This is a genomic window from Azotobacter chroococcum (assembly GCF_002220155.1).
Lineage (GTDB): Bacteria > Pseudomonadota > Gammaproteobacteria > Pseudomonadales > Pseudomonadaceae > Azotobacter > Azotobacter chroococcum.
Map to the genome: position 1 here is coordinate 473,003 of NZ_CP011835.1, position 14,643 is coordinate 487,645.

8 protein-coding genes and 1 pseudogene are annotated in these 14,643 nt (G+C 69.0%); 3 read left to right on the forward strand and 6 right to left on the reverse strand.

The window, feature by feature from the left end:
* Window positions 1–39 precede the first annotated feature (39 nt).
* A pseudogene (locus tag ACG10_RS02215) lies at window positions 40–1,148 on the reverse strand (DUF1615 domain-containing protein).
* Window positions 1,149–1,442: 294 nt separating this feature from the next.
* On the opposite strand from ACG10_RS02215, the gene ACG10_RS02220 reads away from it, so the two are divergent.
* Window positions 1,443–3,329, forward strand: a complete 1,887-nt coding sequence (locus tag ACG10_RS02220) for a 3'-5' exonuclease (RefSeq protein WP_089166960.1) — start codon at window positions 1,443–1,445, stop codon at window positions 3,327–3,329.
* Window positions 3,330–3,384: 55 nt separating this feature from the next.
* On the opposite strand, the gene ACG10_RS02225 is transcribed toward ACG10_RS02220, so the two are convergent.
* Complete coding sequence (locus tag ACG10_RS02225; protein ID WP_089166961.1) at window positions 3,385–3,951, reverse strand: HPF/RaiA family ribosome-associated protein; 567 nt, start codon at window positions 3,949–3,951, stop codon at window positions 3,385–3,387.
* Between the two features lie 1,067 nt (window positions 3,952–5,018).
* Between ACG10_RS02225 and ACG10_RS02230 the strand changes: the two genes are divergently transcribed.
* Window positions 5,019–5,660: a GNAT family N-acetyltransferase gene (locus tag ACG10_RS02230; RefSeq protein ID WP_227028794.1), complete on the forward strand. Its 642-nt coding sequence runs from the start codon at window positions 5,019–5,021 to the stop codon at window positions 5,658–5,660.
* A gap of 70 nt (window positions 5,661–5,730) precedes the next feature.
* Here ACG10_RS02230 and ACG10_RS02235 read toward each other — a convergent pair whose 3' ends face one another.
* The 4 genes from ACG10_RS02235 to ACG10_RS02250 all read right to left on the reverse strand — a co-directional run bounded on the left by ACG10_RS02235 (window position 5,731) and on the right by ACG10_RS02250 (window position 10,890).
* On the reverse strand, window positions 5,731–7,086 hold the full coding sequence (locus tag ACG10_RS02235; RefSeq protein WP_089166962.1) for a (Fe-S)-binding protein: 1,356 nt from the start codon (window positions 7,084–7,086) through the stop codon (window positions 5,731–5,733).
* Between the two features lie 172 nt (window positions 7,087–7,258).
* Window positions 7,259–8,971 (reverse strand): gamma-glutamyltransferase, encoded by a 1,713-nt coding sequence (gene ggt / locus ACG10_RS02240; protein WP_089166963.1) that lies wholly within the window; start codon window positions 8,969–8,971, stop codon window positions 7,259–7,261.
* A gap of 3 nt (window positions 8,972–8,974) precedes the next feature.
* Complete coding sequence (locus tag ACG10_RS02245; protein WP_039801425.1) at window positions 8,975–9,226, reverse strand: YfhL family 4Fe-4S dicluster ferredoxin; 252 nt, start codon at window positions 9,224–9,226, stop codon at window positions 8,975–8,977.
* 428 nt (window positions 9,227–9,654) lie between these two features.
* Window positions 9,655–10,890, reverse strand: coding sequence for a methyltransferase (locus ACG10_RS02250; protein ID WP_089166964.1), 1,236 nt, complete (start codon window positions 10,888–10,890; stop codon window positions 9,655–9,657).
* Between the two features lie 321 nt (window positions 10,891–11,211).
* Between ACG10_RS02250 and ACG10_RS02255 the strand changes: the two genes are divergently transcribed.
* On the forward strand, window positions 11,212–14,565 hold the full coding sequence (locus ACG10_RS02255) for a transglutaminase family protein (protein WP_089166965.1): 3,354 nt from the start codon (window positions 11,212–11,214) through the stop codon (window positions 14,563–14,565).
* The last annotated feature ends 78 nt before the right edge of the window (window positions 14,566–14,643 follow it).

Genomic DNA, 14,643 nt, shown 5'->3' on the forward strand with positions numbered 1-14,643 from the left:
CGCCGCGCCTCCGGCAGACGCTCGCCGGACGCGGCGCCGCTACTTCCGGCTTTTGCCCGCAGCGCGCGCCATGCAGCGCCGGTGACGTTCGTCGACCCGCTTGGCGAACCAGGCTGTGGTGAGATTGCGGGTGATCTTCGGGCTCTGCAGCTTGATGCCCGGCAGCACCGCGCGCGGCAGCGGCTTGCGCTCGAGCCGCTCGGCCAGCGCGAACACGCGCTTGTAGAGTCTGCTGTCCTCGAAGTCGAGGCGATCGCCCTGTTCCAGGGCGCGGCGGATGGCCGTGTCGCCAATGTCCAGCTTCCTGCCCAGCGAGCGCACCGCCAGCTCCGTCGCCCCGGGGTGAAGGAGTCGTGGCGGATGAGGTCGCCGTCGAGCTCCAGCGGAATGCCCGAGGCGCGGCTGACGGCGTTCTGGAAGGCGGCATTGCGGCTGGCGTACCAGCCGGCATTGAAATCGGCGAAGCGATACAGCGGCCGGCTGTAGCTGGCCGGATAGCCCAGCAGGTGGGCGATGCCGAAGTACAGGCCGCCGCGGCGGCTGAACACTTCGTGGCGGATCGAGTCCTCGACCGGATAGGGGTAGTCACGCGCCCGGCTTTCGGCGAAGGCGATGCTGACCTGCATCGGCCCGCCGGTCTGCACGGGGTTGAGGCGGCCGAACAGCTGCCGGCCCAGCGGCACCATGCCGATGAAGTCCTCGAAGATGGCGTTCAGCCCCTGCTCGGTGCGCACGGCGCCCAGGCGCTCGCTGTAGGTCTTGCCGCCGGGCGAGTCGAGATTCAGGGCGGCCCGCACCAGAAACTCCGGTATGTGCAATTGGTCGGCACGGCGGTCGATCTCCTTGCGCGCGATCCTGGCCAGCCCCGGCACCGGCGGATTGACCTGGAAGGTCGATTCCTGCTCGGTCACGGCCAGTACCGCGCACAGGTTTTCGGCGGTCGGGGCGATGTCCTGCGCCGCGAACGCCGCATAGATGTCGGTCGCCCAGCCTTCGCGGTCGGGAATCCTGGCCGGTATCAGCCGCACGATCTGCGCGCGCACCTCGGCCGGGCGCGGCTCCTGCGTGCGCTGCGCCGTGCAGCCGGCCAGCGCCAGCAGCAGGGCGAGGCTCAGCGCGCCGCGGCCGGGGCGCAGCAATCCCGTCATGGCAGGCAGGCTGGTGCTGCGAGTGGGAGGTTTCAAATGCATGGTTTTCCGAGTCGTCGTGGCGGTTCTGGTTTGGCAATGCGACGGCTGCGGCGGTTGCAGCGCACGAGCGAAAAATCGCCATCGTCCAAGGCCGAGTCGCGTACAGGCGAAGGCCTGTCATGGGCGATGAGCGTCGAGACAGTGATGGCCTGCTGATATCATGCGCCACCGCTCAAGTGCGTGCTTCGCAAGCCCGCCATCCTCCACGATCTGACCCGTGCCCACGGGCACGCCACGGAAAAGGCATCGCAAATGGCTCAATTCTTCCCCGCCCGCTCCGCCTGCCGCTTCGACACCCCGGGCGAGCGGCGGCTCGCGGAGCGTCTGGAGAAAAAACTCGAAGACGACTACCTGTGCTGGTTCAACATCCCGGTCGGGCCCAAGGCGCTGCAGCCGGATTTCGTCGTCCTGCACCCGCAGCGCGGGGTGCTGGTGCTGGAGGTCAAGGACTGGAAGCTGGAGACGATCCAGAGCATGGATCGCGGCAAGGCGCAGATCCTCGACGGCGGCCAGCTCAAGTCGGTGGCCAACCCGATGGTGCAGGCGCGGGTCTACGCGCTGGAGGTGGCGGTGACGCTGCAGAAGGACCCGGCGCTGAAGCAGCCGGCGGGTTCGCCCCATGCCGGCAAGCTGATCATGCCCTACGGCTGGGGCGTGGTGCTGGCGGGGATCACCCGCCGGCAGTTCGAGGCGACCGATCTGGCCGACGTGCTGGACCCGCAGCGGGTGATCTTCCAGGACGAGATGACCGAGTCGGTGGACGCCGAGGCCTTGCAGCAGCGCCTGTGGGACATGTTCCACCATGTCTTCCCCTGTCACCTGACGCTGCCGCAGATCGACCGCGTGCGCTACCACCTCTACCCGGAGGTGCGGGTCAACGCGCAGCCCGGCCAGTTCGGGCTGTTCGCCGAGGAGGCCGCGCCGCTGCCGTCGCTGATCAGGGTGATGGACCTGCAGCAGGAGCAGCTGGCGCGCTCGCTGGGCGAGGGCCACCGGGTGATCCATGGCGCGGCCGGCAGCGGCAAGACGATGATCCTCGGCTACCGCTGCGCGCATCTGGCCCAGGTGTCGAGCAAGCCGATCCTGGTGCTCTGCTACAACAAGTCGCTGGCTGGGCGCCTGCAGCAGGTGATGGACGAGCGCGGCCTGGGCGAGAAGGTGGCGGTGCGCAACTTCCACGCCTGGTGCCGCGACATGCTGGTGGCCTACAACCTGGACCTGCCGGTCCAGAACCTGGCTGTCGACGAAAAAATGGCGCTGATGGTGCAATACACCATCGACGGCGTGGAGCGCGGCCGGATTCCGCGCGGCCAGTACGCGGCGGTGCTGATCGACGAGGGCCACGACTTCCACCCCGAGTGGTTCCGGCTGGTGGTGCAGATGGTCGACCCGGACACCAACGCGCTGCTGGTGCTCTACGACGACGCGCAATCCATCTATCGCGGCAAGGGCGGCCGGCGCGGCCTGGACTTCAGTTTCGCCAGCGTGGGCATCCAGGCCCAGGGCCGCACCACCATCCTGCGCCTGAACTATCGCAATACCCTGGAAGTGCTGTCGGTGGCACGCGCCTTCGCCAGCGAGCTGCTGAGCGGACGCGAGGCCGCCGAGGACGGCGTGCCCGTCGTCGCTCCGGAGAGCGCCGGGCGGCGTGGCGCCTTCCCCGAGCTGATCCGCTGCGAATCGGACTGGCACGAATGGAACTGCATCGTCGAGCGCATCCGCGACGAACAGGGCAAGGGCCGGGCGTTGAGCGACATGGCGGTGATCTACCGCAGCAAGGCGCAGGCCCGGCAGGCCGAGCAGACGCTGGCCAGAGCCGGGTTGCGCTACGCATCGGGCATCTCGTCCCAGGGCCGGGGCGCGCTGTACGGCGACGAGGACGCGGTCAAGATCGTCAGCATGCACTCGAGCAAGGGCCTGGAGTTCGGCCTGGTGCTGATCCCCGGCCTGGGCGAGATGCCCCACAAGGGCGAAGCGGAAGCCGACGAGGCGCGCCTGCTCTACGTGGCCATGACCCGCGCCATCGACCGCCTGGTGATGACCTACCGCGAGCATTCCGACTTCACCCGAAGGATTCAGGATTCGATCGGCGGTGTGCGGCAGCGTCTGGCAGAGGTCGAGGCGCGGGAGGCCGGCTGAGCAGGGGCAGGCCGGCTGGCGTGGATCGGACGTTGCCGAGGGTCCGCCTCCGGCGTTAGCCCGGCGCGTGCTGTCTCCCCAGCGGATGCACGGTACTGGCCTGCGGCCCCTGCTCTCCGGCCTCCTCGGCAAAGCGCACCTCATCGCCCGTGTGCAGGTGATCGAAGGCAGCGTTCAGCACGCTGTGGCGATGGAAATAGATCTGCCGTCCGTCCGGGGTTTCGAGCATGCCGTAATCCATATCGCCATGCAGTTCGACCACCGTCCCCTGCTGCGCGGGTTCGTGGCTTTTGACGTGGACCTGGCGCTTGCGCGCGTAATCCTCCAGCTGGCGACGCACAGCCTTGAAACTGTCGCGAATCGCCACGTACGGATCCTCGTGGGCATGCTCATCGTGGTGAGCATGCGTGGAGTGGATTTCGCCGTCCGGCAGCGTCAGGTGCACCTTGACCTGGTAGAGCCTGCCCTGGTGGTGGCGCTGATGCGGGGCGCCGAAGCTAACCGAACAACCGATGATCCGGTCGTAAAACTCTTCCAGCTCATCGCACTGCTCGCGGATACGCGCCTCGATGGCCGGAGAAGGATCGATCTGGTGGAAATGGATCTGCAGTGGCTTTTGCATGGCGGGCCTCGCAAGAACAGGGGCGCGCATCGGGATCAAACCACCCTGGCGCGCGGGACGGGCCGGAACTTGAGTAAAACGCTGGGGATGTCGTTGTCGATCGACCCCGATGAAGGGGTGGCCATTGCGGAGGCATCGACGTCGGGTGAAGTTCTCAAGCCGGGCCATCCCTGAAGTCTGGACCACCCGGAAAGAGCGCGCAGATTCCTGGCCTCGATCCCGAGACCGTTTGCCGACAGACTGCGCCGATTTTTCCATACGCTGGATGCGGGGCAGGTCGGGCTTTTCCTGGCGCATCGAGTACGACGAATGCCGATCTGCCACTCGCAGCTTTTGCCGAAGGCAACTTGGGGCGTTGTATGAGTGCGTTCATGTTCCCCAGCGGCTCAACTCGCCAATTGCCTGAAGGATTTAATCTCGTATCCGAGCGGCCTGCCCGGCAGGTCTGATTGCGAAAGAACAATTCGAAAAAAACTGCAGCAGTTGTGCGGGGTTGGGAATAAGTTCTCTCAATAAGCGGAGGGGCGCTCTTTCCTCGGGCGGTATGCAGAAAGCGGATTCATGGACTTTCTCTGCTGGCGGCCTTGGCCCCGAAGATCGGAAGTTCGCCCGGTTATTGAAGGATTCGTCTGGAGCCTGTACCGGTTCCGTTGCGTGTCGACCATGGCCGTACCGGCTACTGGCTAGCAAGATCGTGAAGGTTCTCAACCGGCGTCCCCAGGCCTGCTTCGCCTGGCGCGGACGCGGAGTTGGCCTGCCGTGTTTCAGCCGTCGATGAAGCAGGCAGTGGCGAGTCACAGGCTTACGGTCTGAAGGTATATACGTGTATGTATGTCTGTTTTTCGAAACTCCCGGCTAGAGTTAACAAGGATTGGTGCTCGGGCATTCGGGGGCCAATCGGCAGTGACTGATAAACAAAACGTCAGGTTGATAAAGTTCGCAATCTTCTCAGCCGTTGAAGTTGTGCCTTCTACATTCTTCCGAAGCACGATGAGGCCATCATGGAAAGCTTGCAACCGCGTGACTATATCGCGCGCATACGGCGTAAATTGCAGCAGGTGGGTCCCATGCATACCCTCCACCTGCTGCTGGTGAGAACCATCAACCGGCTGGCCCTGTTCAAGATCCTGCGCGGCATCCTGCTGCTCAAGGTCGATCCGGCGTTTCTCGACTGTCCGGCCGGTTACACGCCGGGCTTTCTCGACGAGAAGCAGCTGCGCCACTTCGCCCGCGATCCACAGAATGAGCTCGACGACAGCTTTCTCGATGAAGCCCTGGCCAAGGGCGATCGCTGCTATGCGATTCTCGATGGCGAAAATCTGGCCGCCTACGGCTGGTACTCGCGCCAGCCGACCCGCATCAACCCGCCGGACATGCTGCTCGATTTCGATCCGGACTATGTCTACATGTACAAGGGGCTGACCAACCCCCTGTATCGCGGCCAGCGCTTGCACGCCATCGGCATGAACCGGGCGTTGCAGAGCTATATGGAGGAGGGCGTACGGGGGATCATCTCGTATGTCGAGTCGACCAACTTCGACTCGCTCAAGTCCTGCTTCCGCCTGGGCTACCAGGCGTTCGGCTCGATCTACCTGTTGCGCCTCTTCGGCCGCAGCCTGCGCCTGTACAGCCCGGCCTGCCGTCACTACCGGTTCGCCCTGCGCGAGGAGGCGCCGATGGGCGGCGAGGTCGGCGCCAGCAAGGCCTGAACGGGGTGTCCGGGCACCGGTGGGCAAGGCTTCGCCGCTGCCCACCCTGCGCAAAGCCGTCCGGATGGCTTCAGTCGGTCTTTTCCGCCAGCGCATCGCGCAGCAGCTCGGCCAGATGCCGCGGCCGCTGGTCGCCATGGGCGCGCATCTGGTGGCGGCAGGAGAAGCCGTTGGCCACCACCCGCGCCTCGGGTTTTTCCCGCAGGGCCGGCATCAGCGCCTGTTCGGCCATCTTTGCCGACATCTCGGCGTGTTCCGCCTCGATGCCGAAGGTGCCGGCCATGCCGCAGCAGCCGGATTCGATCAGGCTGAACTCGTGGTCGGGGATCAGCTTGAGCACCCGGCGCATGGACTTCATGGCGCCGACCGCCTTCTGGTGGCAGTGGCCGTGGACCAGGGTTTCGCTGCCGGCCAGGGCCTTGAGCGGCAGGTCGAGGCGCTTGGCGGTGGCTTCGCGGGCGAGGAATTCCTCGAACAGCAGGCAGTGCTTGGCCACCTGTTCCACGGCTTCGCCGAGGCCCAGCGCCTGGGCGTCGTCGCGCAGGCCGAGCACGCAGGAGGCTTCCAGGCCGACGACGGTGCGTCCGGCCTGCACGTGGGGCAGCAGCGCCTGGACCAGGCGGCGGGCCTCGGTGCGTGCCTCGTCGATCATGCCCTGGGCCAGGTAGGTGCGGCCGCAGCACAGGGCGCGCGCCGGCTCGCTGTCGCTGCCCTCCGGCTCGGCGATCAGCACCCGGTAGCCGCCGGCCTGCAGCACGGCGAGCGCCGCCTCGGCGATGCCCGGCTCGAAGTGGCGGGTGAAGGTGTCGACCAGCAGCACCACCTCGGGCAGGCCCGCGGCCGGCGTGGCGTTGGCCGGCGCGGCGGCCAACGGCTGGGCGGCCGGCTCCGGCAGGGCGCGGCCGGCGGCCAGGCCGAACAGGCGCTCGGACAGCCGTGCCAGCAGCGGGCTGGCGTTGCGCCAGTGCACCAGGGGTTTCAGCCAGGGCGCGCGGTGCAGCCAGCGCGGGGTGTGGCCGAACAGCCGGCTGCGCCAGCCGAGGCCTTGGCGGGCGGCGCGCTGGGCGAGGTATTCGGCCTTGATCAGCGGCATGTCGACGTTGGCCTCGCACTCGCGCTTGCAGCCCTTGCAGGCCACGCAGAGGTCCATGGCCTCGGCCAGGGCGGGATCGGCCAGCGCCTGTTCGGCCAGCTCGCTGTTCAGCGCCGCCTTGAGCAGGCGCACCCGGCCGCCGGTGGAGAGGTGCTCGTTGCCGCTGACGCGGAAACTCGGGCACATCACCTGCTTGCCTTCGGCCTCGCACTGGCGGCTGTTGATGCACACCGCCACCGCCTTGGCGAAGTCGCCGCCGTACCTGGGAATGTCGGCATAGGCGTCGCCCATGCCCGCGTCCTTGTAGGCGGACCAGTCGAGGAAGGTCTTCATCGGGCGCGCTCCCTCCGGCAAGTGGCTGGGAACGGGAGGCGAAGGGGCGAGCAAGAGCGGCGAATGATCATGGTTCGGGCGGCTACGGGCTGGATACGGATGGATGCCATGCTAAGCAAGTGCCGGTGCGGATGCCAGCACGGGCGTGCCGCAGCGGCCGGACGGGCGTGATTCAGCGCCGGGCGGGCAGGTAGTCCGGGCGGCCCAGGCCGCGCGGGTCGCTGGCCGCCTCGACCGCGCCGCTGCGCTTGTCCCAGTGCAGCACCTGCTGGTTGCCGTAGGGTTCGCGCACCTTCAACGGGTGGCCACGGCGCTGCAGCTCGGCGATTTCCGCGGCATCGAAGGCGCCCGGCTCGTGCTCGATGACATCCGGCAGGTACTGGTGGTGGTAGCGCGGCACTGACGGCCAGCGCCGGACCGGCTGGCCGTCGAGGTAGTCCAGCACGGCCAGCAGGACCATGCCGGGGATGCGGCTGCCGCCGGGGGTGCCGAAGGCGGCGAGGTCGTCGGCGCTTTCGATGAAGCTGGGGCTCATGCTCGACAGCGGACGCTTGCCGGCGGCGACGGCGTTGGCCGGGCTGGCGGTGAGCCGGTAGGCATTGCTGCCCTGCAGGTCGGCGGCGAAGTCGTCCATCTCGTCGTTGAGCAGAACCCCGGTGCCCGGCACGGTGAAGGCGGCGCCGAACGGCAGGTTGATCGACAGGGTGGCGGCCACCGCGTGGCCCTCGGCATCCAGCACGGCGAAGTGGCTGGTGTGCTCGCCCTCGCGCCAGGCCGGCGCCGGCGCCAGGCTGGAACTGGGGGTGGCCCGCTGCGGGTCGATGCCGGCGGCCAGTTCGCGCAGGTAGGCGGGGGCGAGCAGGCGCTCGACGGGGTTGGCGACGAAGTCCGGATCGCCGAGCAGGCCGCGGTCGCGGAAGGCGCGGCGCGAGGCTTCCACCACATAGTGGGCGCGCTGCACGCGGTCGGCCGCCCGCCAGGGCAGCCGTTCGAGCATGCCGAGGCTCTGCGCCAGGGCGATGCCGCCGGCCGAGGGCGGCGGCGCGCCGATCAGCTCGCGGCCTTCGGCGAGGGCGAAGCGCAGCGGCTCGCGCTCGACCACCCGGTAGCGGGCCAGGTCCTCGGCGCTCCAGATGCCGCCGGCAGCGCGCACCCCGGTGACCAGACGCTCGGCGACGGGGCCGGCATAGAAGCCGTCATGGCCGCGTTCGGCGAGCCGTTCGAGGGTCGCGGCCAGCTCCGGCTGGCGCACGCGGTGACCTTCGGCGGGGATTTCGCCGTCGGCGAGGAACAGCCGGGCGCTCTCCGGGTCGTCGCGCAGGGCGCTCAGGCGGAACTCGGCGCGCTGGCGGTAGAGGCGGTCGACGGCAAAGCCGTCGCGGGCCTGGCGGATTGCCGGCGCCAGGCTGTCTCTCAGGGGCAGGCGGCCGTGGCGGGCGGCCAGCTCGACCAGCGCCGCCGGCAGGCCGGGGATCGCCGCGGCCAGGGCGCCGTCGCGGGACAGCTCGGGCCGGGCGCGGCCGTCGCGCACGTAGAGTTCGGCGTGGGCGGCGAGGGGCGCGCGCTCGCGGGCGTCGAGGAAGCGGTAGCGGGCCGGGGCGTCGCCCTGGTCCTCGCGCAGCAGGAAGAAGCCGCCGCCGCCGAGGCCGGAGCCATAGGGCTCGATCACCGCCAGGCTGGCGGCGACCGCCACGGCGGCGTCGAAGGCATTGCCGCCCTGTTCGAGAACCGACCGGCCGGCGGCACTGGCTTCGGGATGGGGCGTGGCGAGGGCGGCGCGGACTGGAGCCTGCGCCTCGGCGGTGGCCGCGAGGGCCAGCAGTGCCAGGCCGGCGAGGAGCCGGCCGAGGCGGAGGGGAAGGGCAGGCGTTCCGTCGCCGGGCACCGGTCAGGCCTTGCCGGTGATGATCAGGTACTTCTGCATCAGCTCGTCGCGGCTCTCGACGTGGTTCTCGTCCTTCGGGATGCAGTCCACCGGGCAGACCTGCTGGCACTGGGGTTCGTCATAGTGGCCGACGCATTCGGTGCACAGGTTGGGGTCGATCACGTAGATCTCTTCCCCCTGGGAGATGGCGCCGTTCGGGCACTCGGGTTCGCAGACGTCGCAGTTGATGCAATCGTCGGTGATCTTCAGGGACATTCTGGACTCCTGCCGCGGACGGGCCGCGACACTGGGGACAACGACAGGGGGCGAATTGTGCCGTATCGGCGTGCGCAGTGCACGTCCCGCCGGGCGGCCAGCCGGGGCAATCGCGCTGCAACCCTGCCGCCCTGCAGGGCGGCGCCATGCTCAGCCTGCGCGGCGATCTCGCCTGGCCGGCGCCGGGAGCCTGCTGGGCGGCGCCGAATCTGATACGGCAGGGCGGTGCTGGACGGGCTTTGCCGTTGCGTTTATTCACATTGGCGGGACCTGGCAAGCCTCTTGACGAGGATCGCCATGCGACTTTTGGTCGCCTCCGCAATCGCTTGTTTTTATTGATTTTTTATTTTTGCTCGAAAAACGAGCAAGCTCCTGCGCGACGCCACCCGTGGGCTTCGGGGGCGTCTTTCCGGAAATCATCAACAAAGTTATCCACAGCGGGTGTGGGTAACCCGTTCGGCCAGCAGCAGGTGGTTGCGCGGGGTCAGCTGGGGGGCGCAGAAGCGGCCCAGGCGGACCTGGTAGCCCTGTTCCTCCAGGTACAACGCGCGGTCGAGCAGCAGCCAGAGTTCCAGCGGGCGGCGGAACAGGGCGCGCGGCAGTTCGAGGTTGCGCACCTCGGCCAGGCGCTGCCAGCCGCGGGCTTCCAGGGCCTGCCAGTCGCGCGGGGCGGGGGAGGGAAGGTCCTTGAGGGCGGCGAGGTCGCGGCAGTAGTCGGCGAAGTCCTTCTGCAGCCAGGCGAGGGGCAGCGAGGGGGTCGGCAGGTAGACGTCGACGCCGCGCAGTTCCCGCTGCAGCAGGTCGAAGGCCAGGCGGCGGGCCATCGACTGGTCGCGCTGGCGACGGACCCGGGCGCTGGCGGTGACGGTTTCGCTGAGCGGCAGGCGCAGGTCGTCGCGGGACAGCTGCAGCGGCGAGGCGCGGGCGGCGACGGACAGCGGCCGGTAGTCCTCGCTGTCGATGCGGTTGTAGCAGCAGGGCGCCACCGCCAGTTGCCGGCAGCCGGCGGCGCTGGCCAGCTGCAGCAGGCGCACGTGCAGTTCGCCGCAGGCATGCAGCGCCAGCGGGGTGTGGCGGGCGTCGAGCTGGTCGGCGACGTCGGCGGCGAGCACGTCCTGCAGGCGGTGTTCGGCCGCCAGTTGCAGGCGGTCGCTGAGCGCCTGGCCGGCCGCGACCAGTTCGGCGTCGTATTCCAGGCAGGTCAGGGGCGTGCCGTCGTGGGCCAGGGCGCGGCCGAGGTGGCCCTTGCCGGCGCACCAGTCGAGCCAGTGGGCAGGCGGGGTAGCGAACTGCAGGCGGCTGGCGAAGTGGCGGATCTGCTGCCATTTGCGGCCCGGCACGTCGACCGCGAAGCGCTCCGGGGCTGCGTCCCGGGCCACGGCGGGTAGCGCGCCGGTCTCGCTCAGGACGAGCGAGGCGGCGGCCAGCGCGTCGAAGGGCGCGGGGGCGGCAAGCTGTTCGGGGTGGTTGTGGGCGGCCTCGGCGTCGTCCAGGGAGCGTCGGCGCAGCCAGGCGGCCAGTTCGGGGTGCCGTGCTTCCCAGGGCAGCTGCAGGAAGTTGAATGGCCGCGGCCGCCAGAGGTCCTGGTGGGCGAGCAGGAAGTCGTTGAGGGCGCGGAAGCGTTCGAGCAGGCGCGGGCCGCTGAGAGGTAGGGCGTCTGGCATGGTTCGTGAGTGATTCGGCCGGAGCGGGCGATTATAGCGGGGGGCTTTCAGGGGGCGGCACGGGCGGGTACAAATACCCAAGTACCTTCGTCGGGATGCCGGTGCGGGGTTCGGAGCGCCTGCTAGAATCCGGCCGGTTTCCTCGGCAAAAGAGTAGGACGCGGAGTCATGCACTTTTTTGGCTCACGTGAGGTACCTTTTTGTCATTCGCAGACCCAAAACGGGGCGCAAAGTCCCCATGCGCTGACACAAAGATGTAGGTATGAGAGTTGCTAACATCTTTTCCATCTGTCATCGCTCTGGCCACGCAGGAGGCCCGCCTTGTCGATTCATGTCGCTTTGCACCACGTCACCCACTATCGCTACGACCGGCTGGTCACCGTGGGGCCGCAGATCGTCCGTCTGCGGCCGGCGCCCCATAGCCGCACCCGCGTCCTCTCGTATGCGCTGAAGGTGGCGCCGGGCGAGCATTTCATCAACTGGCAGCAGGACCCGCAGGGCAACTACCTGGCGCGTCTGGTGTTTCCGGAAAAGACCCGCGAGCTGAAGGTCGAGGTCGATCTGGTCGCCGAGATGGCGGTGTTCAACCCCTTCGACTTCTTCCTCGAGCCCTACGCCGAGACCATTCCCTTCGACTACACCGAGGGCGAGCAGCGCGAGCTGGCGCCCTATCGGGTGAAGCTGCCGGCAACGCCGCTGTTCGCCCGCTACCTGGCCGGCATCGACCTGACGCCGACCCGCAGCGTGGACTTCCTGGTCGCCCTGAACCAGCGCGTGGCGCGCGACGTGCGCTACCTGATCCGCATGGAGCCGGGGGTGCAGACGCCCGAGGAGACCCTCGAGAAGGCCTCCGGCTCCTGCCGCGACTCGGCCTGGCTGCTGGTGCAGCTGCTGCGCCACACGGGCCTGGCGGCGCGCTTCGTCTCCGGCTACCTGATCCAGCTCAAGCCCGACGTGAAGTCGCTCGACGGCCCCAGCGGCACCGAGGTGGACTTCACCGACCTGCACGCCTGGTGCGAGGTGTACCTGCCGGGCGCCGGCTGGATCGGCCTCGACCCGACCTCCGGGCTGTTCGCTGGCGAGGGCCACATCCCGCTGGCGTGCAGCCCCGAGCCGTCCTCGGCGGCGCCGATCAGCGGCCTGGTCGACGAGTGCGAGTGCGAGTTCTCCCACGAGATGCGCGTCGAGCGCATCTGGGAAGCGCCGCGGGTCACCAAGCCCTACAGCGAGGAGCAGTGGCGGGCGATCCTCGCGCTCGGCCGCCAGGTCGATGCCGACCTGTCGCGCGGCGACGTGCGCCTGACCATGGGCGGCGAGCCGACCTTCGTGGCTCTCGACTACCCGGACGATCCCGAGTGGAACACCGAGGCCATGGGGCCGAACAAGCGCCGTCTGGCCGCCGAGCTGTTCCACCGCCTGCGCCACCACTACGCGCCGCAGGGCCTGGCGCATTTCGGCCAGGGCAAGTGGTATCCGGGCGAGCAGCTGCCGCGCTGGTCGCTCAACTGCTTCTGGCGCAAGGACGGCGAGCCGGTCTGGCAGGACCCGGCGCTGTATGCCGACGAGAGCCGCCACTACGGGGCCGACGCGCAGCTGAGCGCGCGCTTCCTCGACACCCTCTGCGGCTTCCTCGGGGTGACCGGCGAGCACTTCTTCCCGGCCTACGAGGACTGGATGTACTACCTGTGGCGCGAGCGCCAGCTGCCGGAGAACGTCACCCCGGAAGACGCGCGGCTGGCCGATCCGCTGGAGCGCGAGCGCCTGCGCCGGGTCTTCGAGCAGGGGCTGAACCATGCGGTCGGGCACGTCCTGCCGCTGATGCGCAGCCTCGACGGCAGCCAGTGGCTGACCGGCTCCTGGTTCCTGCGCGACGAATACTGCCGGCTGATCCCCGGCGACTCGCCGCTGGGCTGGCGCCTGCCGCTGGACTCGCTGCCCTGGGCCCGCGACATGGACCAGCCCTACGTGCACGCGCCGGACCCCAACCAGCCGTTCCCGCCGCTGCCGAGCCGCCAGCGCATCCTCCAGCAGCTGCGCAGCGTGCCGGCCGGCCAGCCGGGCGTGGCGCGTGCCGGCGCGGCTCTCGGCGCTGCCGGACGCGGCGAGGTCGGCCCGGCCGAGGGCGCGCGCCAGGTGGCGCCGGCACCCTTCGAGTCGGCCCGCGGCATCGTGCGCACCGCGCTCTGCGTCGAGCCGCGCGACGGCCGCCTGTACCTCTTCATGCCGCCGCTGGAGCGGCTGGAGGACTACCTGGAGCTGGTCGCGGCGATCGAGACGACCGCCCGCGAACTGGGCTGCCCGGTGCTGCTGGAAGGCTACGAGCCGCCGGCCGATCCGCGCATGCGGCATTTCCGCGTCACCCCGGACCCGGGCGTGATCGAGGTGAACATCCATCCGGCGGAGAACTGGGACGAGCTGGTCGAACGCACCGAGTTCCTCTACGAGGCGGCCCGCCAGACGCGGCTGTCCAGCGAGAAGTTCATGATCGACGGCCGCCACGTCGGCACCGGCGGCGGCAACCACTTCGTCCTCGGCGGCGCGACCCCGGCCGACTCGCCGTTCCTGCGCCGCCCCGACCTCCTGCGCAGCCTGATCAGCTACTGGCACAACCACCCGTCGCTGTCCTACCTGTTCTCCGGGCTGTTCATCGGCCCGACCTCGCAGGCGCCGAGGGTGGACGAGGCGCGCAACGACGCGCTCTACGAGCTGGAGATCGCCTTCCAGCAGATGCCCGAGCCGGGCGCCGCCTGCCCGCCGTGGCTGGTCGACCGCCTGCTGCGCAACCTCTTGGTGGACGTCAGCGGCAACACCCACCGCGCCGAGTTCTGCATCGACAAGCTGTACTCGCCGGACAGCGCCAGCGGGCGCCTCGGCCTGCTCGAGTTCCGCGGCTTCGAGATGCCGCCGCACGCCCAGATGAGCCTGGCCCAGCAAGTGCTGCTGCGCTCGCTGATCGCGCGCTTCTGGGACGAGCCGTACCAGCCGCAGCGCCTGGTGCGCTGGGGCACCGAGCTGCACGACCGCTTCCTGCTGCCGCACTTCGTCGCCCAGGACTTCCACGACGTGCTCTACGAGATGGACCGGTACGGCTATCCGCTGCGTCCGGAGTGGTTCGCCCCGCACTTCGAGTTCCGCTTCCCGAAACTCGGCGACTTCGCCGTGCAGGGCATGGCGCTGGAAGTGCGCCAGGCGCTGGAGCCCTGGCACGTGATGGGCGAGGAGGGCGCCACCGGCGGCACCGCGCGCTACGTCGACTCCTCCCTGGAGCGTCTGCAGGTGAGCGTCAGCGGCATGCCCCAGGACCGCTACGTGCTGACCTGCAACGGCCAGCCGGTGCCGCTGCGCCCGACCGGCACGGTCGGCGAGTTCGTCGGCGGCGTGCGCTATCGCGCCTGGCAGCCGGCCTCCAGCCTGCACCCGACCATCGGCGTGCATGCGCCGCTGGTGTTCGACCTGGTGGACACCTGGATGCAGCGTTCCCTGGGCGGTTGCCAGTACCATGTCAGCCATCCGGGCGGGCTCAGCTACGAGACCCTGCCGGTCAACGCCTACGAGGCGGAAAGCCGCCGTCTGTCGCGCTTCTTCCGTATCGGCCACACACCGGGCAAACTGGTGCCTGTCGCGCCGGTCGAAAACAGGGAGATGCCGATGACCCTGGACCTGCGCCGCCGCTGAGTGTCCTTTCGCCCCGGCGGAGCGGCCCGGAGGGACTGATCCGCACGGATCTCCTCCCCGGGCTGCCCCCGGGGAGGG